This window comes from Streptomyces sp. NPDC006743 (assembly GCF_040703815.1).
Classification (GTDB): Bacteria; Actinomycetota; Actinomycetes; order Streptomycetales; family Streptomycetaceae; genus Streptomyces.
Genome location: NZ_JBEYJA010000014.1, coordinates 26,571 through 51,061, shown reverse-complemented (window position 1 = coordinate 51,061; position 24,491 = coordinate 26,571). Strand labels below are relative to the sequence as shown.

Below are 24,491 nucleotides of genomic sequence, written 5' to 3'. Positions count from 1 at the left end.
GGCCCGCCGCGGACCGCGGGCCCCGGAGGTCGTCCGGTGGCCCGCGGTCACGCCGCGCCGGCCTTCACCTGCCTTTCGTGCCGTTCGGCGGGTGTGCCGGGTTTACTTCGTGGAGGACAGGCCGAGGTTGACGAAGTCGTAGTACCCGCTGTACGCGTTCGTCGTGTACACGTTCGCCAGTCGCGAGGAGCGCCAGTTCAGGAGCTTCTCGAAGACGAAGGGCAGGTAGTAACCGCCCTCCATGACCTTGTGGTTGATCTGGGTGGCGAGCTCCGCCTTCTTCGCGTCGTCCAGCGTGGTGCCGTACTGGTCGAAGAGGCCGTCGATCGTCTTGTCGTTGATCAGGGCGTAGTTGTTGTTGCCGCTCTGGAGGATGTCGCGGCTGTCCCACAGCGGCACGCCGTAGCCCTGGACGGTCGGGAAGTCCGGGCCCCAGCCCATGATGATGATGCCGAACTTCTTCTTCTCGACGTTCGAGGGGCTGCCGATGATGCCGGCGGTCTGCGAACCGTCGTACTGGTAGATGTCGGCGGTGATGCCGACCTTCTTCAGCGACGCCTGCAGGGACTGGGCGGTGGCCACCTCGACCGGCTTGTTGTTGCGCACCGCGATGGTGGTCTTGAAGCCGTTCGGCTGACCGCAGGCCTTCAGCTCTTCCTTGGCCTTGGCGGCGTCGCCGTTCTTGCCGGCCCCGGCGAGCTGGTACGGGTCGTACTTCTGGCCCTCGCCACCGGCGACGGACGGCGGGAGCATGTTGGTGCCGATGTCACCACCGGCCACCGGGCCGCCGCGGGCGGTCTGGAGCGACTCGTGGTCGGCGCCGTAGATCACGGCCTTGCGGCAGTGCTCGTTGTCGAACGGCTTGACGCTCTGCGGGAAGACCGCGTAGCGGATGAAGCCGGAGACCGGGTTGTCCAGGTTGCCCTTGTGCTGCTTCAGGGCGATCTGGCGACCCTGCGGCGACAGACCCGTCTGGCTGAGGTCCAGGTCGTAGTCGCCCTTGATCAGGCGCTGGTCCAGTTCGTTGGCGTTGGTGAAGAACTTGATCGACACCGTGTCCGGGTACGCCTTGCGGACCGGGTCCGAGGACGCCTTCCAGTTGGTGTTGCGCACCAGCTTGAGGCTCTTGCCCGGGTCGTAGGACTCGAACTTGTACGGGCCGGAGGAGAACGGGTGCAGGCCGTACTTCGACTTGGTGTCCTTGTCCTGGCGGACCGGGGAGGCCGAGGTCAGCGCCAGCATCTGCAGGAAGTCGGAGTTCGCCGTGGGCAGGTGGAAGACGATCGTCTTGTCGTCCGGCGTGTCGATCGCCTTCAGGCCCAGGTGATCGGAGGACTTGTCCTTGTACGGGCCCGGGTAGGTGCCCTTGGGGTCGAGCGTGTTCTTCAGGTAGACCGGGCCGCCGGACAGGACGTCCTGCGCCCAGACGCGCTCGATGCCGTACTTGAGGTCCTTGGAGGTGATCGGCTTGCCGTCCTCCCAGGTGATCCCGTCGCGCAGGGTGAACGTGTACGTCTTGCCGCCGTCGGTGAGCTTGCCCATGTCCGTCGCGAGGTCCGGCGTGAGCTTGGCGCCCCCGGCGCCCGGCGCGGTCGAGTAGGTGAGCAGCTGACGGCTGTAGTAGCGCGAGAAGTCCCACATGAAGCCGTAGTAACCGCGTGTGGTGTCCCACGAGTCGGCGTCCTGGGTGCCGGCGAACTTCAGGTCGCCGCCCTTCTTGACCTTCGACGCGTTGACGACCTTGTTGTTCGCCGCGTCGAAGCCGGCCGCGCCGCTCTTCGAGTCGCCGCCGCCTCCGCCGCCGCACGCCGCCGTGGTCAGCAGCCCTGCGACCACGGCCGCAGCGGCCAGTGCCTGCTTGCGCCGCCCTTTGGTGCGTTGGGTAGTCACGATCTCGGTTCCTCCGGAATTGATGAGAGACCCCGTGCATGCGCCACGGGTCGCTTGGATACGGCGGTTCAGCGGGAACCCTTGGGGTCCAGCGCGTCGCGCACGCCGTCGCCGAAGAGGTTGAAGGCAAGAACGGTGATGAAGATCGCCACGCCCGGGATCACCATGTACATGGGGTCCGAGTCGTAGTAGTCGATCGCGCTCGACAGCATCTGTCCCCAGGACGCCGTCGGGGGCTTGACACCCACGCCCAGGAAGCTGAGGGCCGCCTCGGTGAGGATGTTCGTCGGGATCATCATCGTCGTGTACACGATGATGGGCGCGACCAGGTTGGGCAGCAGTTCCTTGAACAGGATGTAGAACCGCCCGGCGCCCAGCGACCGTGCCGCCTCGACGTACTCGCGTTCGCGCAGCGAGAGCGTCTGGCCGCGCACCACGCGGCCGATGTAGGGCCAGCCGAAGAAGCCGATGACCAGGACCATCACGAACACGCGCACGCTGGAGCCGGTCAGCCCCAGCATGTCGTTGGGCATGACGGAGACCAGCGCGATGATGAACAGCAGCTGCGGGAAGGCGAGCAGGCCGTCCATCACCCGGCTGATCACCGCGTCGACCCAGCCGCCGAAGAAGCCCGCGAGGATACCGAGGATCGTGCCGAGCACGACCGCGACCAGGGCGGACAGGAAGCCGACCAGCAGCGAGATCTGCGCGCCGTAGAGGATGCGGGCGAAGATGTCGCGGCCGTTGACGGGTTCGACGCCGAGGAGGTGGTCGCCGCTGATGCCGCCCAGGGATCCCGTGGGGGTGCCGAACAGCGGGTCGATCAGGTTCTCGTGGTAGGCGTCCGGGTCCTGCCCGATCAGGTTCGCGAGCACGGGCGCGAGCAGCGCGACGACGATGAGGAGGAGCACGACCACACCGCCCGTCAGGGCGAGCTTGTCCCGCTTCAGGCGCTCCCAGGCGATCCGCCCCAGGGAACGGCCCTGGACGGCCTTGGCGCCCGTGGTGGCCACGGCCGCTTCCTCGGCCGCCCTCGGGGCCGCTTCGGCGGTCGGCTCGTGCAATGGTGCCGTCATTAGGCAGGGACCCCTCTCAACCGGCGGTAGCCGGCCCGCACTTGCCGCTGTGGCGGCATCGTCAGTCCGTCGTACACAGGGGCGAACGCCCCCTTGTTGCGGGAGTCTTCAATGCCCGGGCGATCTGCTGCCAGACTTGACGGTGAAAGGATGCGCAAACGTGATGCGGGTAGGGGGATTCCGTTATCCGGACGTTGGGTAACGGGGGGCGGACGCGGGCCAGTTGGTGCTTTCTTCCGCAGAACCGGACCTTCCGCCCTCATCTACGCGCGCAGAAGGCCGCCGGGCCCTCGACCGCCGCCGGGCGGACCGTATGGTTCCGGATCGGTGTCCCCCGCGGGGCGGACCGTGCGGCCGTCGATCAGTGTCCGCCGGCCGGCGGGTAGCCGTAGCCGCCCGCCGCCGGGAAGCCGGCTCCGGCGTGGGCCTCGCGGTCGTAGAACGGACGGGTGCGGGCGCGCAGCCACATCACCACGGGGTCGAACTCGTCCGACATCACCACGGTCGAGACGGGCAGCCCGTCCGGGACGGCCGCCATCGACTGCTGCATCATCGCCCGCACCGCGTCCACCGCGGCCGGCGAGGTGTCGTACACGTCCAGGCCGATGGCCAGGTACGGCGCCCCGACGGCGGGCTGCACCCAGGCGCGGCGCAGCGAGCGCAGCGCGGGGGTGCGGTGGGCGGCCTGGGTGAGCAGGGCGTAGAACTGCGGCAGTTCGAGGGCCGGTTCGGACAGTGCGAGCGGGCCCGCGGGCTGGCGGTCCAGGCCGGCGGCGATACGGCGCAGATCCAGCCAGGGGATGCCGACGCCGCCGCCCGGGGCGTGCGGATTCAGCCAGAGGCCGTAGTGGTCGGGGTAGAGGGTGCGGGCGACGTCGAGGCCGTCGACCACCTCGTAGGAGCGCATCCAGCCGCTGGCCGACAGCTCCTGCGCGGAGGTGACGCACGGGGCGTAGCCGTGGCCGCCGACCTCCATGTGGCCGTACTGGGCGTCGGGCGAACCGGCCTGGCCGTGCCAGAGCAGCATCCAGACCTGGCCGGAGGAGGGGGTCGCGAGGGTGCGCAGCAGCGCCTCGTAGGCGTCGTACCGCCCGGGTGTCACCTGGCGGAGCATCTGCTCCACGTGCCCGGCCGTGGTGCCGCTGGCGCTCACCTTCTACCGCCCCTTCGTAGTGCCCTCGCCCGAGCTGCGGACCTGGGTCCTGCCGTCCCCCTCCCGTCGTCCGCCCGGAGCGCGGGGCAGACGGGAACGCGACAGGGCCTAGCTTACGGCCGCCTGTCCGGCTCGGTGCGTGCCGTGGTCCCGGGCGGCGGTGCGCTCCCGCCGGGCCCGGACCCGCGCGGGCGGTGCGGACGGCCCGCTCGTGCCGCGCCGCCCCCGCGGCGGGCTTGAGAGCTGCGGGCAAAAGGGGAGGCCGATCGGCTCGCGGCGCGCGGTGCGTGCGAGCACGGGGCGCCGGAAGGTCCTTGTGGCGGAGCCGGCAGGGCCTTCCGGCGACGCCGCGGGCGTGCGTGCCGGGCGTAGCGAGCCGGGCGTCCCTTCTGTTCGCAGCTCTCAGTGGCCCGACTCGTAGAACGGCCGGACCCTTTCGCGCATCCATTCGGCCACCGGGTCGTCCGTGATGTCCAGGAGGACGAGGTTGACCGGCCACGGCACGGGCGCCGCGGCCAGGGCGCGGCCCAGCGCGTCCAGCGGGCGGCTGCGCAGGTCGCCGTCCCACTGGGACAGTTCGACCCCGACGAACATGACAGGGTCGGCCGTCTCGACGACGGCCAGGCAGCGGCGCGCGCTGCGGACCAGGCCCGTGGCGGCGAACTCGGCCCCGGCGGCGGACAGGAAGTCCACCGGGTCGTCCTGCCAGTCGGGTTCGTACAGGCGGACCCGGCCGCCGCTCGCGGGGCCGTCCAGTTCGGTGCGCCCGGCCCGGCACAGTTCGGCCACGGCCTGCGGGGGCAGCGGGAGGCCCACCACGCCGTCCGGGTTCAGCGCGATGCCGGCCTGGGCGGGCAGGCCCCGGGCGAACTCGACGGCGGGCGCGACGGTGAAGGCCATGTGGGGGCCGGCGGCCTGGCGCAGCTGTTCCTCGGAGCTGAACACCGGCACGTAGGCCTGGCCGTCGATCTCCAGGATGGGCAGGTCGAGCGGGCCGCTGTGCGGGCCGCCGCCGTTGGGCAGCGGCACCCAGAGGTGGCTGCGGCCCAGCACCTCGATGATCCGGCCGCCGGCCGTCGGCATGCCGAGGGCGGCGGAGAGCACCTCCTCCAGTTCGTTGCCTGGCCAACCGCCGTGCGGGTGGTGCGCCTGTGCCGGGAAGTCCCCCGGAAAGTCCGCGGAGAAGTCCGCCGGGAAGTCCATCTGCCTACCGCCTGCTGGGAACCACTGCTGTGACCGAAAGGCTAACGGGTGCCGGGGCCGCTCCCGCGGGTGAACCCGATCCGCCGCAGACCGGCCGCCGCCTCGCGGTCCAGCAGCACCGCCGCGTCGCACCCCTTGGGCAGCTCCCCGCGCTCCACCGCCCCGATCAGGCGGGCGGCGGCCCTGCGGTGGCGCAGGAAGGCGTAGCGGGAGACGCCCCGGCCGCGCTCGCGCTGGCCCGAGAGCGCGGCGGCGGGCGGCACGTCCAGCAGGAGCAGGTGGAGCGCGCCGCCGCGCCGGTGGGCGGTGCGGGCCAGCCAGGCGCGGACCCAGGCCTGGGTGCCGCAGTCGTGGACCACCACGCCCTCGCCGGTGCGCAGGGCGCGGCACAGCGCGGCGTAGTGGGCGAGGCGGACCAGGGGGCGGTAGAGGGCGTAGGGCAGGCGGCGGGCCAGGCGGGCGTCCCAGCGGTCGCGGGTGTCCTGGGAGTCGATCCGCGCGCCGTGCACCGCGCGGCGCATCAGCGTGGACTTGCCGCCGCCGGGCAGGCCGGCGACCACGACGAGGTCCCGGGGGCCGAAGAGCAGGGCGTGCGGGACGCGCCCGGGCCGCCCGCGCAGGTCGCGGACGACGGGCGCGGGGCGCTCGCCGCGGCGGGCGCGGGCGGTGCGGCCCGGGTGTGCGGGCAGGGCCGGGACCTGTGTCGTCGTCGCGTACGCCGGCGCGCTCCTGTTCACCGTCATCGTCCTCCCCGGGGTGGTGACGGTTCACCTCCCCCTTGAGTGTAAAGAGAAGGTAATACGCGAGCCTGCCGTTTCCGTGCGCGTTCTGCCACAGACCGGTTACAGATCCGGCCTGCCGCGCCGGGCACCGGGCATGCGATGATGTGCGCGCCAACTGCATACCGGCCGCTTGAATCCGCGCGGGAGAGTCCTCAGCAGTCCGTCTGCCTGGGGCGCCGAAGGAGCAAGTCCCTCCCTTGAATCTCTCAGGCCCCGTACCGCGCGGGCGAGGCACATCTGAAAAGCGGGCCGCTGCCGCAGTGGCTCCACCCAAGGTGCAAGCCGTGCCCGTCCGTCCGACGGCGGTCATGGCGAACCTCTCAGGTTCCGATGACAGATGGGGAGGACACCCGACCTGTCCTCGCCGTCCCCGCGCCCGGCCCAGCCCGTGCGCGGTGGGGGGACCCCCATCGCCTTGGAGACCGACCGATGAGCAGTTCCGCTCCGCTCCGTCGTACCGCGCTGGACGCGGTGCACCGTTCGCTGGGTGCGACGATGACCGACTTCGCCGGCTGGGACATGCCGCTGCGCTACGGCTCCGAGCGCGACGAGCACCTCGCCGTGCGTACGCGGGCCGGTCTCTTCGACCTGTCCCACATGGGCGAGATCACCGTGACCGGCCCGCAGGCCGCCGCCCTGCTGAACCACGCCCTGGTCGGCAACATCGCCTCCGTCGGCGTCGGCCGGGCCCGCTACACCATGATCTGCCGTGCGGACGGCGGCATCCTGGACGACCTGATCGTCTACCGGCTGGCCGACACCGAGTACATGGTCGTGGCCAACGCGTCCAACGCCCAGGTGGTGCTGGACGCGCTCACCGAGCGGGCGGCCGGCTTCGAGGCCGAGGTCCGCGACGACCGCGACGCGTACGCCCTGCTCGCCGTGCAGGGCCCGGAGTCCCCCGGCATCCTCGCCTCGCTCACCGACGCCGATCTGGGCGGCCTGAAGTACTACGCCGGCCTGCCCGGCACGGTCGCCGGGGTCCCCGCGCTGATCGCGCGCACCGGCTACACCGGCGAGGACGGCTTCGAGCTGTTCGTGAAGCCGGAGCACGCGGTGGAGCTGTGGCAGGCGCTGACGAAGGCCGGGGAGGGCGCCGGCCTGGTCGCCTGCGGCCTGTCCTGCCGCGACACGCTGCGCCTGGAGGCGGGCATGCCGCTGTACGGGCACGAGCTGACCGAGGCGCTGACCCCGTTCGACGCGGGGCTAGGCCGGGTGGTCAAGTTCGAGAAGGAGGGCGACTTCGTCGGCCGCGAGGCGCTGCTGGCCGCCGCCGGGCGCGCGGAGCACAACCCGCCACGCGTGCTGGTCGGCCTGGTCGCCGAGGGCCGCCGTGTCCCGCGCGCGGGCTACGCCGTCGTCGCGGGCGGCGAGGTGATCGGTGAGGTCACCTCCGGCGCCCCCTCCCCCACCCTGGGCAAGCCGATCGCCATGGCGTACGTCGACGCCGCGCACGCCGCGCCGGGCACCGCCGGTGTCGGCGTGGACATCCGGGGCAGCCACGAGCCCTACGAGGTCGTGGCGCTGCCCTTCTACAAGCGGCGGAAGTGACCCCGACGTCACCGGTCAGGGGTGACGCGGGGCTCCCCGCCCCGGTCACGCACGCCCCGCGCAGTCCCTCATTCACCAGCACTCCCCCGCGTACAGGAGAATTCAGGCCATGAACAACCCCCAGCAGCTGCGCTACAGCAAGGAGCACGAGTGGCTGTCGCCCGCCGAGGACGGCGTCGCGACGGTCGGCATCACGGAGTTCGCGGCCAACGCGCTCGGTGACGTCGTCTACGCCGACCTCCCGGCGGTGGGCTCCACGGTGACCGCGGGCGAGACCTGCGGCGAGCTGGAGTCGACCAAGTCGGTCTCCGACCTGTACTCCCCGGTCAGCGGTGAGATCACCGAGATCAACCAGGACGTGGTGGACGACCCGTCCCTGGTGAACTCCGCGCCCTTCGAGGGCGGCTGGCTGTTCAAGGTGCGTCTGACGGAGGAGCCGGCCGACCTGCTCTCCGCCGACGAGTACACCGCCCAGAACGGCTGAGGAGCGGACGGACCCCGATGAGTGTTCTCGACACCCCCCTGCACGAACTCGACCCGGACGTCGCCGCCGCGGTCGACGCCGAGCTGCACCGCCAGCAGTCCACGCTGGAGATGATCGCCTCGGAGAACTTCGCCCCGCTCGCGGTCATGGAGGCCCAGGGCTCGGTCCTCACCAACAAGTACGCCGAGGGCTACCCCGGCCGCCGCTACTACGGCGGCTGCGAGCACGTCGACGTGGTCGAGCAGATCGCCAGCGACCGGATCAAGGCGCTGTTCGGCGCCGAGCACGCCAACGTGCAGCCGCACTCCGGCGCCCAGGCCAACGCCGCCGCGATGTTCGCCCTGCTCCAGCCGGGCGACACGATCATGGGCCTCAACCTCGCGCACGGCGGGCACCTGACCCACGGCATGAAGATCAACTTCTCCGGCAGGCTCTACGACGTCGTCGCCTACCACGTGGGCGAGGACGGCCTGGTCGACATGGCCGAGGTCGAGCGGCTGGCCAAGGAGAAGAAGCCGAAGCTGATCGTGGCCGGCTGGTCGGCGTACCCGCGGCAGCTCGACTTCGCCGCGTTCCGCCGGATCGCGGACGAGGTCGGCGCGTACCTCATGGTCGACATGGCGCACTTCGCCGGTCTGGTCGCCGCGGGCCTGCACCCCAACCCGGTGCCGCACGCCCACGTGGTCACCACCACCACCCACAAGACGCTGGGCGGCCCGCGCGGCGGTGTGATCCTGTCCACGGCCGAACTCGCCAAGAAGATCAACTCGGCGGTCTTCCCCGGTCAGCAGGGCGGTCCGCTGGAGCACGTGATCGCCGCGAAGGCGGTGGCCTTCAAGGTGGCCGCCTCCGACGACTTCAAGGAGCGCCAGCGGCGTACCCTGGAGGGCGCCCGCATCCTGGCCGAGCGCCTGGTGCGGGACGACGCCAGGGCGGCCGGTGTGGACGTGCTGTCGGGCGGCACGGACGTGCACCTGGTCCTGGTGGACCTGCGGAACTCGGAGCTGGACGGCCGGCAGGCCGAGGACCGTCTCCACGAGGTCGGGATCACGGTCAACCGCAACGCGGTCCCGAACGACCCGCGCCCCCCGATGGTCACCTCCGGGCTGCGCATCGGCACCCCGGCGCTGGCGACGCGCGGCTTCACGGCCGAGGACTTCACCGAGGTCGCGGACGTGATCGCCGAGGCGCTGAAGCCGTCCTACGACGCCGAGGCGCTCAAGGCCCGGGTGAAGGCCCTGGCCGACAAGCACCCGCTGTACGCGGGGCTGAACAAGTAAGTCATCCGGAACACCGCGGGCGCCGGTGACCCCGGCGCCCGCGCGCTGCCCGCCCCTTTTCCCGTCCCTCGCACCACCCCGCATTGAGGAGTCCCCGTGGCCATCTCGGTCTTCGACCTGTTCTCGATCGGCATCGGCCCCTCCAGCTCCCACACGGTCGGCCCGATGCGGGCGGCGCGCATGTTCGCCCGCCGGCTGCGCAGCGAGGGGGTGCTGGAGCGGACCGTGTCGCTGCGCGCGGAGCTGTACGGTTCCCTCGGCGCGACCGGCCACGGCCACGGCACGCCGAAGGCGGTGCTGCTCGGCCTGGAGGGCGACTCGCCGCGCACGGTGGACGTGGAGACCGCGGACGAGCGGGTGGAGCGGATCAAGGACGCCGGCCGCCTGAACCTGCTGGGCGAGCACGAGATCGCGTTCTCCTTCGACGACGACATGGTGCTGCACCGCCGCAAGGCCCTGCCCTACCACGCCAACGGCATGGCGCTGTGGGCGTACGACGCCTCGGGCGCCGAGCTGCTCACCAAGACGTACTACTCGGTGGGCGGCGGCTTCGTCGTGGACGAGGACGCGGTGGGAGCGGACCGCATCAAGCTGGACGACACGGTCCTGAAGTACCCCTTCCGCACGGGCGACGAGCTGCTGCGCCTGACCCGGGAGACCGGCCTGTCGATCTCCGCGCTGATGCTGGAGAACGAGCGGGCCTGGCGCACCGAGGAGGAGATCCACGACGGCCTGCTGGAGATCTGGCGGGTGATGCAGGCGTGCGTGAAGCGCGGGATGAGCCGCGAGGGCATCCTGCCCGGTGGCCTGAAGGTGCGCCGCCGCGCCGCGATCACCGCGCGCCAGCTGCGGGCCGAGGGCGACGCCGCCGCCCGCTCCATGGAGTGGATCACCCTGTACGCGATGGCGGTGAACGAGGAGAACGCGGCCGGCGGCCGGGTGGTGACCGCCCCCACCAACGGCGCGGCCGGCATCATCCCCGCCGTCCTGCACTACTACCTCAACTTCGTGCCCGGCGCCGACGAGGAGGGCGTGGTCCGCTTCCTGCTGGCCGCCGGTGCGATCGGCATGCTGTTCAAGGAGAACGCCTCCATCTCCGGCGCCGAGGTCGGCTGCCAGGGCGAGGTCGGCTCGGCCTGCTCGATGGCGGCGGGCGCCCTCGCGGAGGTGATGGGCGGCACACCCGAACAGGTCGAGAACGCCGCCGAGATCGGCATGGAGCACAACCTCGGGCTGACCTGCGACCCGGTGGGCGGCCTGGTGCAGATCCCGTGCATCGAGCGCAACGGCATGGCCGCCGTCAAGGCGGTCACCGCCGCCCGCCTGGCGCTGCGCGGCGACGGCTCCCACAAGGTGTCCCTGGACAAGGTCATCAAGACGATGAAGGACACCGGCGCGGACATGTCGGTGAAGTACAAGGAGACGGCGCGCGGCGGGCTCGCGGTGAACATCATCGAGTGCTAGGGAAGTAGGCCCTGACCAGTGCGTTCGTGTCTTTCAGCGCTGCCGGGGCCTTCCTCGCCGGCCAGGCTCCACGGCCACCAGGAGGGACCACGCCAGAGCACACCGCACGATATCGCTTACCGCGCAAAACTGATATCATTTAGGGGTTCGTATTCAGGTGAGGAGGCCGGTATGGCAAGGACAGTGATCGACCTCGACGAGACCATGGTCGCCGAGGCCATGCGGATCTTCGGCACCAAGACAAAAGCCCAGGCCGTACGCCTCGCCATGGAGGACGCCGTCAAACGGCACCTGCGACAGGAAGGCTTCGACGCCATGGACGCCGGCGACTTCGACTTCAGCGAGATCATCGAGAGCACCGGCCCTCGGAACGCCGACGGAACCCTCAAGCGCGAGGGCGGCCGAGCCGCCTGATGCAGGACCGCTACCTGATCGACAAGTCCGCTCTGGCACGCTGGACGAAACCCGGCGTCAAGGAGGTGCTCAAGCCCCTCCACGAACGCTGCCTGCTCGCAGTCTGCGAACCCACCGAGTTCGAGATGATCCACTCGGCCCGGGACACCGCCGAGGCAACGCGAATCAGCACCTGGCTCCACGCCTTCGACTACCTGCGCAGTGACGACCACACTTTCGCTCGCGCCCTGGAGGTCCAGCGCCACGCGCTCAACGCGGGCTTCCACCGGGCACTGTCACTCCCCGACCTCCTCATCGCCGCCACCGCGGAGCTGAACCGGCTGACCGTACTCCACTACGACGGCGACTTCGACATGATCGCTTCCCTCACCGGCCAGCCCACCGAGTGGGTCGTGCCGCCAGGCACCGCCGACCGCTGAACGATACTGAGAGCGCACTGGAGACCGCCGACTCCCGCAGGGAGCGTGTCGGCCTCGACACCGGCGAACGTGTGAGTGCCGAAGACCCGGACGCCGGGCCACCGCCCGCCGACCCAGTCCCGCCCATACTGACCGGCCATGAGGACGCCCTACGCTGCGTGCTGGAGAGCGGGCTCGCGGTGAACATCATCGAGTGCTGAGCGCCCCGGCGCCCCCGCCGTGCGCCCGTGCCACGGCCGGGCTGATGTGCGAACGCGCCGGAGGGATCGAGCGTGGCGAAGTGGGGCAGAACTCAACCGACGACTCCTCCCCCCACGGTCCTTCAGGGAGTTTGCATGCTGCACGGCATCGACGTGAGCGCGTACCAGTCCTCCACCTACGGCACGGACGGCCTCTCCTTCGTCTTCATCAAGGCGACGGAGGGCCGTTCGTACGTCAACTCCAGGCTCGCCGCCCAGGCCAAGCACGGCCGTGACGCCCATCTGGTCGTCGGCTTCTACCACTTCCTGTGGCCCGGCAACATCACGGCCCAGGCCGAGTACTTCGTCTCCCACGCCCCGGAGAAGCGGGGCGACGTCCTCGCCGTCGACTGGGAGTCCACCGGCGAGGGCACCCACGCCTCCAACGCGGAGAAGGACGCCTTCATCCGCAAGGTGAAGCATCTGCGCCCGCACAACCGGGTGCTGCTCTACACCAACCGCCACTTCTGGCTGAGCGTCGACACCACCTCCTACGCCGGGGACGGCCTGTGGATCGCCGACTACGTCTCCGCCGGCCACCCCCGCATCAAGGCCAAGTGGCGGTTCCACCAGTACACCGACGATCCCCACGACAAGAACGTGGCGAACTTCTCCAGTGCGGCGGCGCTGCGCGAGTGGGCCACGGTGTGACGGGCAGCCCGGCGGCGGCCGTCAGGCCCGGAAGTCCGCCGGGCGCTCGGGGGTCGCCTCCGCCAGGGCCTCGGTGACGGCGTCGACACCCTCCTGCAGCCCGTAGACCGGGGTGCCGGGCTGCTGGCGCCAGGAGTCGTCGATCGTGCCGGAGTCCACCGTGTCGAAGCCCAGTTCCTCGATCAGCGCCCGCACCTTCGCCTTGGCCGCCGGGTCGTCGCCGGCGACCGGCAGCGCGAGGCGGCCGGGGTCGCCGGCCGGGCGGGGCCGGTCCAGGAGGTCCTGCGCGTAGGTGCCGTTGAAGGCCTTGACCACGGGGTGGCCCAGGTGCTGCGAGGTCCAGCGGCTCTCGGTGAGGCCCTCGTCCTCGATGGCCGCGATCCTGCCGTCGCGCTGCGGGTAGTAGTTGCCGGTGTCGATCACGACGGCGCCGTCCGCCGCTCCCTCCAGCAGGCCGGAGGGCAGGTCAGGGACCGCCTTGAGCGGGACGGTGATCACGACGACCTCGGCGCCGCGCGCCGCCTCCTCGACCCGCACGGGTGTCGCGCCGGTCTCCTCGGCCAGCGCGGTGAGGGTCTGCGGGCCGCGCGAGTTCGCGACGGACACCTCGTGTCCGAGGGCGGTGAGCCGCCGGGTGAGGTTGCCGCCGATGTTGCCCGCGCCGATGATGCCGATCTTCATCTCAGTTCGCCTCGCTCTTTTGGGGGTCCGGCGGTCGGTGCCGGTGGTGTCGTGTCCGTGCCGTACAGCGTGTGCAAGGCACCACCAACCCCGGACCGGCGCGGGCTATTCCGGACCTGCGCCGAACGGGTGGGCGGCGCGGCGCGGGGGCCGGGGCACGGAGAAGGGGCGCCCGGTGGCGGGCCACCGGACGCCCCTCGCGCGGGCGTCACTTGTTCAGGTAGTCCCAGAACTCGTCGAAGGACAGGACCTTGTCGCCGTCGAGGTCCCGCTGCTTGATGATCGCCTCCGCCACCGTGTCGGTGACGTTCCAGTCGCCTCCCTGCGCGAGGGCGGACTTGAACTCGGCAGCGGTGATGTATCCGTCACCGTCCGCATCGATCCGCTTGAACTGCTCGCGTGCCTCGTCGATGTCCGCCACCGGTCCGCCCCTCTGTGTCGCTTCAGGTCTGTCTTGCTGTCGTACTGACGCAGGTCAGATTAACGGCCCGTGCTCCCGGTGCGGTCATCGCCCGGGTCTGCGAGGCTGCGCCCGGGGCCGGCGGGGCCCGGGGGCAGGGACGGGGCGGAGGCGGATGCGGTGACGGACACCTTGCGGGGCATTCTGGAGGCGGCGGCACGCGACGTGTTCCCGGCACCCGACGGCCGTACGACCGTGGTGGCGCAGCCCTGCGGCCGGGACGCGGGGGTCATCGCCTTCACCGCGCACTCGGTGGTGTTCACGGACGAGGACCCCCGCTGGGTGCACGAGACGCTGCGCGGGATCGGCTGCGACCCCCTGGCGGCGCCGCTGAACCCGCGCTTCCTCGCCGCGTTCATGGACCGTACGGGCCGGACGCACGACACGGTCGACACGCTCTGCGTCGCCGCCCCGCTGCCGGGGCCGCCGCCGCTGGCCCTCAAGGAGATCACCGGCGGCGCGCACGCCCGGGTGGCGTACGCGCGAGGCCGGCGCGACGGCGTGCGCGCGTGGGCGGCCGGGGGCGGTGTGCTGGTGCTCGGGCACGGTGTCGCCGGGCGCCTGGAGGCGGCGGTCGAGGTGGACGAGGACGTACGGCACCGGGGGCTGGGGCGGGCACTCGCGCTGGCCGCCCGGCATCTCGCCGGACAGAGCGTGTGGGCGCAGGTGGCGCCCGGGAACGCCCGCAGCGCGCGGGCGTTCCTGGCGGCCGGTTACCGGCCCGTGGGGGCGGAGGCGCTGCTGCTCGGTGCCGGGGGCGTTCAGCGGAAGACGCCGGTGTGGCCGAGCGAGTAGCGGCCCGGCTGCGGGTAGACGGCGAGGCCGTGCGGGCCGCTGCCGACCTTGATGCGGGCGAGCTGCCGGCCGGTGCCGGTGTCGATGGCGTACACCTCGGAGTTGTAGCGGCCCGACAGCCAGAGCACCTTGCCGTCGGCGGAGACACCGCCCATGTCGGGGCTGCCGCCGTGCGGCAGGCGCCACTTCCCGGTCAGCTTGTGCTGGGCGAAGTCGTAGACCGAGATGGTGCCCTCCCCCCGGTTGGAGACGTACATCCGGCGGGAGTCGCGGCTGACGTAGAGGCCGTGGGCGCCCTTGCCGGTGTACAGGAACTCCGGCTTGCCGAACGTGCCGCCGTCCAGGATCCACAGACCGTTCGCCACCATGTCGGCCACGTAGAACCGCTTGCCGTCCGGTGACATCTTCACGTCCTGCGGCATCGCCCCGCGGAAGGCGAGCTTCTGCTGTCCGACGACCTTCATCGCGGCCGTGTCGACCTTGAGGAGTTCGCCGCTGAACTCGCAGGAGACGATGAAGTAGCGGCCGTCGGCGGAGAAGTCGGCGTGGTTGACCCCGGCGCAGCCGACCGGGACGGTCTTGACCCGCTCCATGGTGTGCGCGTCGCGGAAGACGAGCTGGCGGTCCTTGGAGGCCATCACGACGGCGTACCTGCCGTCCGGCGTGAAGTACAGGTTGTACGGGTCGTGCACGTCGACCGGTTTGCCGGCCTTGCCGGTCCTCGGGTCGATGGGGGTCAGCGAGTTGCCGAGGTCGTTGTTGACCCACAGCGTCTTCAGGTCCCAGGACGGCACGACGTGCTGCGGCTGGCGGCCGACCGGAATGGTCTCCATGACCTTGTACGTCCCGGGGTCGATGACGGTGACCGTGTTGGAGTTGGTGTTGGGGACGTAGACCCGCGAGGGGAAGTCCTTGACGGTGTCGGAGAGCCGGCCCGGGCGGTCGGCGGCGTAGACGTCCTTCGGGTCGAGGACGGGCGGCATGCCCGGCAGGGCGTCGAGGGCCTGCTGCCGGGGCCGGGCGGGCGCCTTGCTGGCGAGGGCTTCGCCGGTGGGGTGCGGGGCGGAGTCCCCGCCGCTGCACGCGGACAGCGCGGCCAGTGCGGCGCAGGCCGCGCCGGCGGCGAGGGTGCGGGCCAGGCGGGAGACGGACGTAGGACTGGGACGCATCAGCTCAGCAGCTCCGTGGTGGTGACCGCGCGCAGACCGCGGCGGCCGAGTTCGGCGAGGAGGGCGGGAAGGGCGGTGGCCGTGCCGGGGTGTCCGAAGTGCAGGCTCACCACGGATCCGTCGCGGACCCGGTCCAGCACGTTGCGGGTGACCGCGGCGGCACCGGGCGAGGTGTAGTCGAGCGAGTCGACGTCGTAGGAGAGCACGTGCGGGTAGCCCGCGGTGCGGGCGAGCCGTTCGACCAGCGGGGAGGCGGTGAGGGCGCGGGACGGGCGGAACCAGGTGCCGATCGATCCGGTGAGCCGCTTCAGGCGGTCCGCGCAGGCGGTGATCTCCGCCCGGGCCTGGGCCTCCGGCATGTCGTTGACGGACAGGTGGTGCTGGGTGTGGTTGCCGAGGTCGTGTCCCCCGTCGAGGATCCGGCGGGCCATCTCCGGGTGGGCGTCGAGCCAGGTGCCGACGGCGAGCACGGTCACCCGGGCTCCGTGTTCCTCGGCCGCGGAGAGCAGGGTGCGGGCGAGCGCCGGATCGCCCTGGCCGTGGAAGGTGAGGGCGACGCGGGGCTTGTCGCGCGGGCCGTGGCTGATCTGGGCGGGCTGCCCCAAGAAGGAACGGGGGGCGGGGGCGGCGCGGGGCGCGGCGGAGGTGTGCGCGGCGGTCGGCGAGGAGCCGGAACCGGCTCCGGCGGAGGCGGAGGTGGAGGTGGAGGCGGAGGCGGAGGCCCCGGGCGGGGCGTCGGACGCGGCGGAGTGCGGGGCGGTACCGGTGGACGCGCACCCGGCGGCGAGCGCGCCCCCGGCGACGAGTCCGGCACCGGCCCGCAGCACGCCACGACGGTCGGTGGTGGTCACCCGCACCATTTAAGGGGCGCAAAGTAAGAAAACGGGCGATTCACACGGGTACCCGCCGGGTGAGCGTCGGTCAGGCGCCCGCGGCCGGCGGCGAGTCGGGGTGCGGGCGGGGCCGGGGGCGGTCGCGCTGACCCGGGGCAGGACCAGGCCGGACGGCGGACGTCATGGTGCCGTGAGCCGCGAACGCGGGGCGGGGCCGCCCGGACGGCGGCCCTCGGACGGAGCGCCCGGGCAGGACCGGCCGGGCGGCGGGCATCGTGTCCCTGTCCCCGGGCGCCCACCGGCTCAGCGGTCCGCGGCCCTCATCTCGAACCAGGTCGTCTTGCCGCGCGGGAGCAGGTCCACGCCCCAGCGGTCGGAGAGCTTGTCGACCAGGAACAGGCCCCGGCCGCTGAGGTCGAGGTCCTGGACGGGCATCAGGCACGGCAGCCCGCGGGAGGGGTCGCGGACCTCGATGCGGATGCGGCCGGTGCGGCGGCGCATGCGGAGGCCGAAGGCGCGGGCGCCGGTGTGCCGTACGGCGTTGCCCACGAGTTCCGAGACGAGCAGGACCGCGTCCTCGGCGAGTTTCGGGGACAGCCCCCACTGGCGCAGGACGACGACCTGCACCAGCCGGCGCGCGCTGGCGGCCGACTCGGGGCGGGACGGCAGCTGCACCTCCGACTCGGTGGGATTTCCGTACAACTCCACGGCGGCCAGGGCCCGTTCGTCCTCGACCGCGGGCGACCAGCGCGGTACGGCCGCATGTCCCTGTCCCCGCGGCTGCTCGATGCCCTCCAGCCCCGCCATGCCCCCATCATGGCCGTCCGCGGCGCCCTCCGGGGCCGTTCCGGCGGAATGCGCCCCTTGAACGCCTCCGTCCCGCACCCCCGAAACGGCATATGCCACAGGCATTTCGGATGCGGTCGCGGCCGGGCCGGCCTGCACGAACGGCCCGGTCGGCGGCGGATGCCCGCCGCCTTCGCACCGCACGCTCCGGCACGCCTCGGGGCTTCCCTGAACGCCCCATCGAGCGACCCGCGAGCGGGGACCTCAGACGAACTCGGCCTTCCCGGGGCCCTCCTCCACGAAGCTGCGCATGCCGCGCTCGCGGTCCTCGGTGGCGAACAGCCCCGCGAACCAGTTCCGCTCGACGGCGAGCCCGGTGTCGATGTCGGTCTCCAGACCGGTGTCGATCGCCTCCTTGGCCGCGCGCAGCGCGATCGCCGGCCCCCGGGCGAGCCTCGCCGCCCAGGCGTGCGCGGCCTCGTAGACCTCGGCGGCCGGGACGACCCGGTCCACCAGGCCGAGGGCGAGGGCCTCGTCGGCCTTGACCTGGCGGCCGGTGAAGATGAGGTCCTTGGCCTTGGAGGGGCCGATCAGCCGGGACAGCCGCTGGGTGCCGCCCGCGCCCGGGATCAGGCCGAGCAGGATCTCCGGCTGGCCCAGCTTGGCGTTGTCGGCGGCGATCCGGTAGTCCGCGCAGAGCGCCAGCTCGCAGCCGCCGCCCAGCGCGTAGCCGGTGACCGCGGCGACCACCGGCTTGGGGATGCGGGCCACGGCGGTGAAGGAGTCCTGCAGGGCGCGGGCCCGCAGCACCATCGCCGCGTGGTCCATCACCTGCATCTCCTTGATGTCCGCGCCGGCCGCGAACACCTTCTCGCCGCCGTAGATCACCACGGCGCGCACGTCCGCGCGGCGCGTGGCCTCCTCGGCGAGTTCCTTGAGCCGGTCCTGCGTGGCGACGTCGAGCGCGTTCATGGGCGGGCGGTCCAGGCGCAGCGTGCCGACGCCCTCGGCGACTTCCAGAGATACGGTCATGCCCCGCAGGTTAGCGGTCGTTCACGCGGGAGGCAGCACCGGTGCGTGCCGGGCCGCACCGGCGCGGGCGGGCGGCACCGGTGCGCGCACCCGCGGCCGGCAGGTGCCGCGCCCCGCCGAGGGGGCGCGGGGTGCCCGTCCTTACGACTTCCACTCCTGCCAGGACATGTTCCAGCCGTTGAGGCCGTTGTCCGGGGCGACGGTCTTCTCGTGGGCGTTCTTGACGAGGACCACGTCGCCGATCAGCGAGTGGTTGAAGAACCAGGCGGCCGGCGTGGAGCTGTCGTAGCCGCCGCGCACGTCGCGCAGGCCGATGCAGCCGTGGCTGGCGTTGTAGTTGCCGAAGGCGTCGCCGCCCCAGTAGTTGCCGTGGGCGAAGGTGCCGGAGGTGGTCAGCCGGATGGCGTGCGGGACGTCCTTGATGTCGTACTCGCCGCCGTAGCCGACGGTCTCGCCGTTCATCCGGGTCACCGAGAGCTTCTCGCTGATGACCATCCGGCCGTTCCAGGTGTCGTAGCCGGGCTTGCCGGTGGTGACCGGGAGGGTCTTGACCGTCTTCCCGTCCTGCGTGACCTTCATCGTGTGCTTCTTGGCGTCCACGACGGACACCTGGTTGCGGCCGATGGTGAAGGAGACGGTCTTGCTCTGCTTGCCGTAGACGCCGGGGCGGCCCTCCACGCCGTCGAGACTGAGCTTGACGGTGACCTTGGTGCCGGCCTTCCAGTAGTGCTCCGGGCGGAAGTCGAGCCGGTCGTTGCCGAACCAGTGCCCCTCGACGTCGACGGCCGGTTCGGTCTTGATCTCGATGGCCTTCTCGACGGCGTCCGGGTGCGTGATGCCCCGGGTGAAGTTGACGGAGAACGGCATTCCGACCCCGACGGTGGAGCCGTCCTCGGGTGTGAAGCTGCCGATGAAGGTGTTCTTCGGCGTCAGCGTGGTGAAGCTGGAGTCCTGGGCCGCCTGGCGGCCGTCGGAGTCCTTGGCGACGGCGTGGACCGTGTACCTGGTCGAGGCGGCCAGGTGGGTGGACGGCGTCCAGGTGGTGCCGCCGCCGGTTATCTTCCCCGGTATCTGCGCGCCCTTGGCGTCCTTGACGACGACCTGGGTGAGCGTGCCCTTGCTCGCGCCGACCTTCAGGGCGCCGCTGGTGTCCACGGAGGTCGCGCCGTCCTTCGGGGCGATGGAGAGGACCGCCTGCGACTGCTTGCTCCCGGCGGCGCCGGAGTCCTTGCCCCCGCCCTGCCCGCTCTCGGTGCCGGAGTCGCCCCCGCCGCAGGCGCTGACCGCGAGGACCAGCGCGCCGGAGACCAGCGCCAGCATCCCCCTGGTCCCCCGGCGTCCCCCCGGGCCCCGCCGCCGGCCCGGCCCCACCGACGCCCCCGAAATCGCCCGCATGTTCAACTCTGTCTCCTCCCCCGGGCCGGTCAGCCAGCCCCGAGCCCCAGCGCTCACCGCGCACACTCGCGCATAGTAACCACAAGGTCAGGGGCCAGATGTCAGGCAATTGTCACTGTTGCGTCCCAAGTTCGACAGCCACGGGAAACGGTCGTCGACCGGCCTCGTCCCTCACCTCCCCCGGGACTTCGCGCCCGCCTCCACCGGGACCTTCGCACCCCGTCCCGGCCGGCGGCCTTCGCCCCGGACGGTGGACGGCTCCGCCGGGTGGACGGCTCCGCACGGCGCAGGGCTCCGCCCGGCGGACGGACGGCTCCGCCCCACCCGGCCCGGTCACTTGACCGCGCCGCCCGCCTTCCAGTCGTGCCAGTTCATGTTCCAGCCGCCGAGCCCGTTGTCCGCGCCCACGGTCCTGTCCTGGCTGTGGACGATCTCCACCACGTCACCGACGAGGCTGCGGTCGAAGAACCAGCCCGCGGGGGTGTCGGAGCCGCCGCCCTTGACGTCCTTCAGGCCCACGCAGCCGTGGCTGACGTTGGCCCGCCCGAACGGCTCGGGCACCGACCAGTAGTTGCCGTGCAGGAAGGTGCCGGAGTTGGTGAGCCGCATGGCGTGCGGGACGTCGGGGATGTCGTACTCGCCGCCGAAGCCGACCGTCCGGCTGTTCATCCGGGTGACCTCCTGCATCTCCATCACCACCATCTTCCCGTTGTAGGTGGTGTGCCGCGGCGCCCCGGCGGTGATGGGGACGGTCGCGAGCAGCTCGCCGTCGCGGCGCACCTGCATGGTGTGCTCGGCGGCGTCGACCAGGGAGACCTGGCTGCGGCCGACCGTGAAGGAGAAGGACTTGTGCTGGAGCCCGTAGACGCCGGGGGCCGCCTGGACGTCCCTGAGCCGCAGGTCGACGGTGACCCGGGTGCCCGGCGTCCAGTAGTGCTCGGGACGGAAGTCCAGCCGGTCCCTGCCGAACCAGTGCGGCCGGATCTCCACCGGCGGCCGCGAGGTGACCCGGACGGCGCGCTGGACGGCGGCGCGGTCGGCGATCTCCCGGCTGAACGCCAGGGAGACGATCATCCCGGTGCCGACCACCGCCCGGTCCTCCGGAGTGACGTAGCCGATGAAGCGCTCCTCGGGGACGTAGGTGGTGAAGCCGGCGTGCCGGGCCCAGCGGTGCCCCTCGCCGTCGACGGCCACGGCGTCGACCGTGTACCGGGCGGCGAGGGCGAGCCTGTCGTCGTCGGGCCGCCAGGTGCGGCCGTCGTGGGAGAGACGGCCGGTGACCGGTGTGTCCTGCGCGTCCTGGGACCGGACGACCTTGACGGACTCCAGGTGCCCGGTGCCCGCCCGCACCCGCAGTCTCGTGCCCGGCCGCACGCCCTGGCTGCCGTCGTCCGGCGAGATCCGGACCGCGTTCGCCGCCGCCGCGGGTCCGCCCAGGGCCCCGCCCGGCCCGCCGGTGGTGCAGCCGGTGGCCCCGGCCAGCAGGCCTGCCCATGTCAGTACGGCGGCCAGCGCGGCCCCCGCGCGCCGTGCGCGCCGTTGTACGTGCCTCACGAGCTGCCCAACGACCGGCCCGCTCCCGGGAAACGTGAGTGCGAGCCGAGCGCTGGGCAGAACAGTCAGGAGGAGCATGCGCCCGGAAGCCGCGCCGGGAGGAAGCCGCGGAGACGGACCGGAGCCGAACGAGCCGCACCAGCCGGAGAAACCGAAAAAAAGGGGCCGACCAGGTGTCCAGCGCAGCCGAGCGGGAGGCGGTGGCGGGCGGGCGCGCCACCGGGAACGGGCGCACGGGTGACATCGGGCGCACGGGTGACGCCGGGCGCACCGGTGTCGACGGGCACTCCGGTGATGCCGGGCGCGCCGGTGAGGGCGCGCGTCCCTCCGGTGTCGTGACCGGGGCGCGGCGCGCCGCGCCGCCGCCCGCCGAGCCCGTGTGGCCGGGCGCGCCCACGCCCCTGGGCGCCCGCTTCCGGGTGGGTCCGGACGGGGTGGCGGGGACGAACTTCGCCCTGTGGGCTGGCGGTGCGGAAGCGGTCGACGTCTGTCTGTTCGACGAGGCCGGCCGGGAGACCCGGGCCCGCCTGACCGAGCTGACGCACGAGATCTGGCACGGCTTCGTCCCCGGTGTGCTGCCGGGCCGGCGCTACGGCTTCCGGGTGCACGGCCGCTGGGACCCGTGGACCGGCGCCCGCTGGAACCCGGCGAAGCTGCTGCTCGACCCGTACGCGCGCGCGGTGGACGGCGAGTTCGCGCTGCCCCCGGAGGTCTACGGGCACGTACGGGACTGGCCGGAGCAGCACGTCGCCGACACCGTGCGCGACGACCGCGACTCGGCGCCCTTCGTCCCCAAGGGCGTGGTAGTCCAGGACGACGACGACTGGTCGGACGACCGGCGCCCCAAGACGCCCTGGGCGGACTCGGTCATCTACGAGCTGCACGTGCGCGGCTTCACCAAGCTGCACCCGGGCATCCCCGAGGAGCTGCGGGGCACCTACGCCGGTCTCGCCCACCCGGCGGCGATCGAGCACCTGGTGAAGCTGGGGGTGACTGCGGTGGAGCTGCTGCCGGTGCACCAGTTCGCCCACGAGGACCACCTGCTGCGCCGCGGCCTGCGCAACCACTGGGGCTACAACTCGATCGGCTACTTCGCCCCGCACGCCGCCTACGCCGCCTCCGGCACCGCCGGGCAGCAGGTGGGCGAGTTCAAGCGGATGGTGCGCGCGCTGCACGCGGCCGGCATCGAGGTCGTCCTGGACGTGGTCTACAACCACACCGCCGAGGCGGGCGAGTACGGTCCCACCCTGTCCCTGAAGGGCATCGACAACCAGCGCTACTACCGCCTCGCGCCCGACGCCCGCCGGTACGCCGACTACACCGGCTGCGGCAACACCCTGAACGTCGTCCAGCCGCACGTGCTGCGGCTGATCACCGACTCGCTGCGCTACTGGGTGACCGAGATGGGCGTGGACGGCTTCCGCTTCGACCTGGCGGCGGCGCTGGCCCGTTCGCTGCACGACGTCGACATGCTCTCCCCGTTCCTCGCCGTCATCGCGCAGGACCCGGTGCTGCGCCGGGTCAAACTGATCGCCGAGCCGTGGGACATCGGTTCGGGCGGCTACCAGGTGGGCGCCTTCCCGCCGCTGTGGGCGGAGTGGAACGACCGCTACCGCGACGCCGTACGGGACTTCTGGCGCCACGCGCTGCCGGACGTGCGGGAGATGGGCTACCGGCTGTCCGGCTCCAGCGACCTGTACGCATGGGGCGGGCGGCGCCCCTACGCGTCCGTCAACTTCGTCACCGCGCACGACGGCTTCACCCTGCGCGACCTGGTGAGTTACGACCGCAAGCACAACGAGGCCAACGGCGAGGGCAACCGGGACGGCTCGGACGACAACCGCTCCTGGAACTGCGGCGCGGAGGGCGAGAGCGACGACGAGCGGATCCGGGCGCTGCGGCGCAGGCAGCTGCGGAACCTGCTGACCACACTGCTGCTGTCCACGGGCGTGCCGATGCTGGTCGCGGGCGACGAGATGGGCCGCACCCAGCGCGGCAACAACAACGCCTACTGCCAGGACAACGAGATCGGCTGGCTGGACTGGAGCCTGCTCGACGACCCGGGCTGGAAGGCGCTGTTCGAGCTGACGTCCCGGCTGATCGCGCTGCGCCACCGGCACCCCGTGCTGCGCCGCCGGGCGTTCTTCTCCGGGCTCGCACACTCGGCGGACGGACTGCGGGACCTGGCCTGGTTCACCGCGCGCGGCACCGAGATGACGGAGGGCGACTGGTACGCGCCCGCCGCCACGGTGGGCATGTACCTGTCCGGCAGGGACATCCCGGGCCGGGACGAGCGCGGCGCGCCGGTCCTCGACGACAGCTTCCTTGCCGTGCTGCACGCCGGGGAGGGGCCGGTGGACTTCGTCCTGCCGGGGCCGCCGTGGGCGGAGCGCTACGAGGTGGTGGTCGACACCGGCCGCGAGGACCAGGCCGGGGCGCCCGGCGGGACCCACCCCGCAGGGACGGCGGTCACCGTGCCGGGGCGCACGGTGCTGCTGCTGAGGGTGGCCGGCTGAAATCCGCGAGGGGGCGACGGGTCCAGGAGATCGACGGGTGGACGGGTTGACGGATCGACGGATTGACGGCGGAAAGTGTGAGTGGTTGACTACACATATGAAAACGGAACGGCCCCGCAAGCTGTCCACCGCCGAGGAGCGCCGCGAGACGGTCCTGGACACCGCCGTCGGCACCTTCGCGGCCAAGGGCTACTTCGGCACCACCACGAATGAGGTGGCCAGGGCGGCCGGCATCTCCCAGGCGTACGTCTACCGGCTCTTCCCCACCAAGGAGGCCCTGTTCACCGCGGTCGTCGAGCGCTGCTTCGTGCGGGTGCGGGCGGCCCTGGAGGAGGGCGCCGCCCAGGCCGCGGGCAGCACACCGGAGGCGGTCCTGTCCGCCATGGGGGACGCCTACGCGAGACTGATCAGCGACAACGACCTGATGCTGGTCCAGCTGCACGCCCAGGCGGCGGCGGTCTCCGAGCCCGCCGTCCGCGAGGCCGTGCGCGCGGGGTACGCCCGCACGGTCGAGTACGTCCGCGGCGCCTCGGGGGGCGGCGAGGAGCAGGTCCAGCACTTCTTCGCCGTCGGCATGCTGTGCCACCTGCTGGTGTCGCTCGACGCCGACTCCGTCGACGCGCCCTGGACCCGGACACTGGCCACGGGCATCCGGCACTACTGA

22 protein-coding genes, 1 pseudogene and 1 riboswitch are annotated in these 24,491 nt (G+C 72.0%); of the genes and pseudogenes, 10 read left to right on the top strand and 13 right to left on the bottom strand.

What is annotated here, in order from left to right:
• Nucleotides 1–102: 102 nt before the first annotated feature.
• The 5 genes from ABZ719_RS14640 to ABZ719_RS14620 all read right to left on the bottom strand — a co-directional run bounded on the left by ABZ719_RS14640 (nucleotide 103) and on the right by ABZ719_RS14620 (nucleotide 6,065).
• A complete protein-coding gene (locus ABZ719_RS14640; RefSeq protein WP_366725554.1) occupies nucleotides 103–1,890 on the bottom strand; it encodes an ABC transporter substrate-binding protein in 1,788 nt (595 codons plus the stop codon).
• 68 nt (nucleotides 1,891–1,958) lie between these two features.
• Entirely contained in the window at nucleotides 1,959–2,966 is a 1,008-nt protein-coding gene (locus tag ABZ719_RS14635) for an ABC transporter permease (RefSeq protein ID WP_366725553.1), read from the bottom strand.
• Between the two features lie 361 nt (nucleotides 2,967–3,327).
• Nucleotides 3,328–4,119: an enhanced serine sensitivity protein SseB C-terminal domain-containing protein gene (locus ABZ719_RS14630; RefSeq protein WP_366725552.1), complete on the bottom strand. Its 792-nt coding sequence runs from the start codon at nucleotides 4,117–4,119 to the stop codon at nucleotides 3,328–3,330.
• Nucleotides 4,120–4,521: 402 nt separating this feature from the next.
• Nucleotides 4,522–5,322 (bottom strand): enhanced serine sensitivity protein SseB, encoded by an 801-nt coding sequence (locus ABZ719_RS14625; protein ID WP_366725551.1) that lies wholly within the window; start codon nucleotides 5,320–5,322, stop codon nucleotides 4,522–4,524.
• A gap of 41 nt (nucleotides 5,323–5,363) precedes the next feature.
• Nucleotides 5,364–6,065 carry an AAA family ATPase gene (locus ABZ719_RS14620; protein ID WP_366725550.1) on the bottom strand — a complete coding sequence of 234 codons (702 nt, stop codon included), beginning with the start codon at nucleotides 6,063–6,065 and terminating at the stop codon, nucleotides 5,364–5,366.
• 170 nt (nucleotides 6,066–6,235) lie between these two features.
• A riboswitch (glycine riboswitch) is annotated at nucleotides 6,236–6,335 on the top strand.
• Between the two features lie 198 nt (nucleotides 6,336–6,533).
• On the opposite strand from ABZ719_RS14620, the gene gcvT reads away from it, so the two are divergent.
• The 7 genes from gcvT (at nucleotide 6,534) to ABZ719_RS14585 (ending at nucleotide 12,606) form a co-directional block, all read left to right on the top strand.
• On the top strand, nucleotides 6,534–7,655 hold the full coding sequence (gene gcvT / locus ABZ719_RS14615) for a glycine cleavage system aminomethyltransferase GcvT (RefSeq protein ID WP_366725549.1): 1,122 nt from the start codon (nucleotides 6,534–6,536) through the stop codon (nucleotides 7,653–7,655).
• A gap of 109 nt (nucleotides 7,656–7,764) precedes the next feature.
• Nucleotides 7,765–8,139: a glycine cleavage system protein GcvH gene (gene gcvH, locus ABZ719_RS14610; RefSeq protein WP_037858140.1), complete on the top strand. Its 375-nt coding sequence runs from the start codon at nucleotides 7,765–7,767 to the stop codon at nucleotides 8,137–8,139.
• Nucleotides 8,140–8,156: 17 nt separating this feature from the next.
• The gene (glyA, locus tag ABZ719_RS14605; protein WP_366725548.1) at nucleotides 8,157–9,419 is read left to right on the top strand and encodes a serine hydroxymethyltransferase; all 1,263 of its coding nucleotides are present in this window, start codon (nucleotides 8,157–8,159) and stop codon (nucleotides 9,417–9,419) included.
• Between the two features lie 96 nt (nucleotides 9,420–9,515).
• Entirely contained in the window at nucleotides 9,516–10,883 is a 1,368-nt protein-coding gene (locus tag ABZ719_RS14600; protein ID WP_366725547.1) for an L-serine ammonia-lyase, read from the top strand.
• Nucleotides 10,884–11,054: 171 nt separating this feature from the next.
• Nucleotides 11,055–11,297, top strand: coding sequence for a type II toxin-antitoxin system VapB family antitoxin (locus ABZ719_RS14595; RefSeq protein ID WP_293996899.1), 243 nt, complete (start codon nucleotides 11,055–11,057; stop codon nucleotides 11,295–11,297).
• Nucleotides 11,297–11,716 (top strand): PIN domain nuclease, encoded by a 420-nt coding sequence (locus tag ABZ719_RS14590; RefSeq protein ID WP_366725546.1) that lies wholly within the window; start codon nucleotides 11,297–11,299, stop codon nucleotides 11,714–11,716. The genes ABZ719_RS14595 and ABZ719_RS14590 overlap by 1 nt, the downstream gene beginning before the upstream one ends.
• Nucleotides 11,717–12,051: 335 nt before the next feature.
• Nucleotides 12,052–12,606, top strand: coding sequence for a GH25 family lysozyme (locus tag ABZ719_RS14585; RefSeq protein ID WP_366725545.1), 555 nt, complete (start codon nucleotides 12,052–12,054; stop codon nucleotides 12,604–12,606).
• A gap of 21 nt (nucleotides 12,607–12,627) precedes the next feature.
• Here ABZ719_RS14585 and ABZ719_RS14580 read toward each other — a convergent pair.
• Nucleotides 12,628–13,311 (bottom strand): annotated as a pseudogene (locus ABZ719_RS14580) (NAD(P)-binding domain-containing protein); the annotation flags it as partial.
• Nucleotides 13,312–13,495: 184 nt separating this feature from the next.
• Nucleotides 13,496–13,708 carry an EF-hand domain-containing protein gene (locus ABZ719_RS14575; protein ID WP_366725544.1) on the bottom strand — a complete coding sequence of 71 codons (213 nt, stop codon included), beginning with the start codon at nucleotides 13,706–13,708 and terminating at the stop codon, nucleotides 13,496–13,498.
• Nucleotides 13,709–13,867: 159 nt separating this feature from the next.
• On the opposite strand from ABZ719_RS14575, the gene ABZ719_RS14570 reads away from it, so the two are divergent.
• Nucleotides 13,868–14,542 (top strand): GNAT family N-acetyltransferase, encoded by a 675-nt coding sequence (locus tag ABZ719_RS14570; RefSeq protein ID WP_366725543.1) that lies wholly within the window; start codon nucleotides 13,868–13,870, stop codon nucleotides 14,540–14,542.
• Here ABZ719_RS14570 and ABZ719_RS14565 read toward each other — a convergent pair.
• The 6 genes from ABZ719_RS14565 to ABZ719_RS14540 form a co-directional block, all read right to left on the bottom strand.
• The gene (locus ABZ719_RS14565; protein WP_366725542.1) at nucleotides 14,509–15,711 is read right to left on the bottom strand and encodes a hypothetical protein; all 1,203 of its coding nucleotides are present in this window, start codon (nucleotides 15,709–15,711) and stop codon (nucleotides 14,509–14,511) included. The two genes, ABZ719_RS14570 and ABZ719_RS14565, sit on opposite strands and share 34 nt — an antisense overlap.
• Nucleotides 15,711–16,571: a polysaccharide deacetylase family protein gene (locus ABZ719_RS14560; protein WP_366725541.1), complete on the bottom strand. Its 861-nt coding sequence runs from the start codon at nucleotides 16,569–16,571 to the stop codon at nucleotides 15,711–15,713. Before ABZ719_RS14560 ends, ABZ719_RS14565 begins: the two co-directional genes overlap by 1 nt.
• A gap of 276 nt (nucleotides 16,572–16,847) precedes the next feature.
• On the bottom strand, nucleotides 16,848–17,456 hold the full coding sequence (locus ABZ719_RS14555) for an ATP-binding protein (protein WP_366725540.1): 609 nt from the start codon (nucleotides 17,454–17,456) through the stop codon (nucleotides 16,848–16,850).
• Nucleotides 17,457–17,594: 138 nt separating this feature from the next.
• Nucleotides 17,595–18,362: an enoyl-CoA hydratase/isomerase family protein gene (locus tag ABZ719_RS14550; protein WP_366725539.1), complete on the bottom strand. Its 768-nt coding sequence runs from the start codon at nucleotides 18,360–18,362 to the stop codon at nucleotides 17,595–17,597.
• A gap of 141 nt (nucleotides 18,363–18,503) precedes the next feature.
• A complete protein-coding gene (locus tag ABZ719_RS14545) occupies nucleotides 18,504–19,682 on the bottom strand; it encodes an Ig-like domain-containing protein (RefSeq protein ID WP_366725538.1) in 1,179 nt (392 codons plus the stop codon).
• A gap of 408 nt (nucleotides 19,683–20,090) precedes the next feature.
• Nucleotides 20,091–21,311 carry an Ig-like domain-containing protein gene (locus tag ABZ719_RS14540; RefSeq protein WP_366725537.1) on the bottom strand — a complete coding sequence of 407 codons (1,221 nt, stop codon included), beginning with the start codon at nucleotides 21,309–21,311 and terminating at the stop codon, nucleotides 20,091–20,093.
• A 335-nt stretch (nucleotides 21,312–21,646) separates the two neighbouring features.
• On the opposite strand from ABZ719_RS14540, the gene glgX reads away from it, so the two are divergent.
• Nucleotides 21,647–23,827: a glycogen debranching protein GlgX gene (gene glgX / locus ABZ719_RS14535; RefSeq protein ID WP_366725645.1), complete on the top strand. Its 2,181-nt coding sequence runs from the start codon at nucleotides 21,647–21,649 to the stop codon at nucleotides 23,825–23,827.
• 97 nt (nucleotides 23,828–23,924) lie between these two features.
• The gene (locus ABZ719_RS14530) at nucleotides 23,925–24,491 is read left to right on the top strand and encodes a TetR/AcrR family transcriptional regulator (RefSeq protein WP_366725536.1); all 567 of its coding nucleotides are present in this window, start codon (nucleotides 23,925–23,927) and stop codon (nucleotides 24,489–24,491) included.

What these genes read in the sequence shown, in the direction of transcription:
- ABZ719_RS14620 (WP_366725550.1), bottom strand. Translation starts at nt 6,065, where the DNA reads ATGACGGTGAACAGGAGCGCGCCGGCGTACGCGACGACGACACAGGTC.
- ABZ719_RS14530 (WP_366725536.1), top strand. Translation starts at nt 23,925, where the DNA reads ATGAAAACGGAACGGCCCCGCAAGCTGTCCACCGCCGAGGAGCGCCGC.
- gcvT (WP_366725549.1), top strand. Translation starts at nt 6,534, where the DNA reads ATGAGCAGTTCCGCTCCGCTCCGTCGTACCGCGCTGGACGCGGTGCAC.
- ABZ719_RS14560 (WP_366725541.1), bottom strand. Translation starts at nt 16,571, where the DNA reads ATGGTGCGGGTGACCACCACCGACCGTCGTGGCGTGCTGCGGGCCGGT.
- ABZ719_RS14625 (WP_366725551.1), bottom strand. Translation starts at nt 5,322, where the DNA reads ATGGACTTCCCGGCGGACTTCTCCGCGGACTTTCCGGGGGACTTCCCG.
- ABZ719_RS14635 (WP_366725553.1), bottom strand. Translation starts at nt 2,966, where the DNA reads ATGACGGCACCATTGCACGAGCCGACCGCCGAAGCGGCCCCGAGGGCG.
- ABZ719_RS14545 (WP_366725538.1), bottom strand. Translation starts at nt 19,682, where the DNA reads ATGCTGGCGCTGGTCTCCGGCGCGCTGGTCCTCGCGGTCAGCGCCTGC.
- ABZ719_RS14565 (WP_366725542.1), bottom strand. Translation starts at nt 15,711, where the DNA reads ATGCGTCCCAGTCCTACGTCCGTCTCCCGCCTGGCCCGCACCCTCGCC.
- ABZ719_RS14595 (WP_293996899.1), top strand. Translation starts at nt 11,055, where the DNA reads ATGGCAAGGACAGTGATCGACCTCGACGAGACCATGGTCGCCGAGGCC.
- ABZ719_RS14585 (WP_366725545.1), top strand. Translation starts at nt 12,052, where the DNA reads ATGCTGCACGGCATCGACGTGAGCGCGTACCAGTCCTCCACCTACGGC.
- gcvH (WP_037858140.1), top strand. Translation starts at nt 7,765, where the DNA reads ATGAACAACCCCCAGCAGCTGCGCTACAGCAAGGAGCACGAGTGGCTG.
- ABZ719_RS14590 (WP_366725546.1), top strand. Translation starts at nt 11,297, where the DNA reads ATGCAGGACCGCTACCTGATCGACAAGTCCGCTCTGGCACGCTGGACG.
- ABZ719_RS14550 (WP_366725539.1), bottom strand. Translation starts at nt 18,362, where the DNA reads ATGACCGTATCTCTGGAAGTCGCCGAGGGCGTCGGCACGCTGCGCCTG.
- ABZ719_RS14555 (WP_366725540.1), bottom strand. Translation starts at nt 17,456, where the DNA reads ATGCCTGTGGCATATGCCGTTTCGGGGGTGCGGGACGGAGGCGTTCAA.
- glyA (WP_366725548.1), top strand. Translation starts at nt 8,157, where the DNA reads ATGAGTGTTCTCGACACCCCCCTGCACGAACTCGACCCGGACGTCGCC.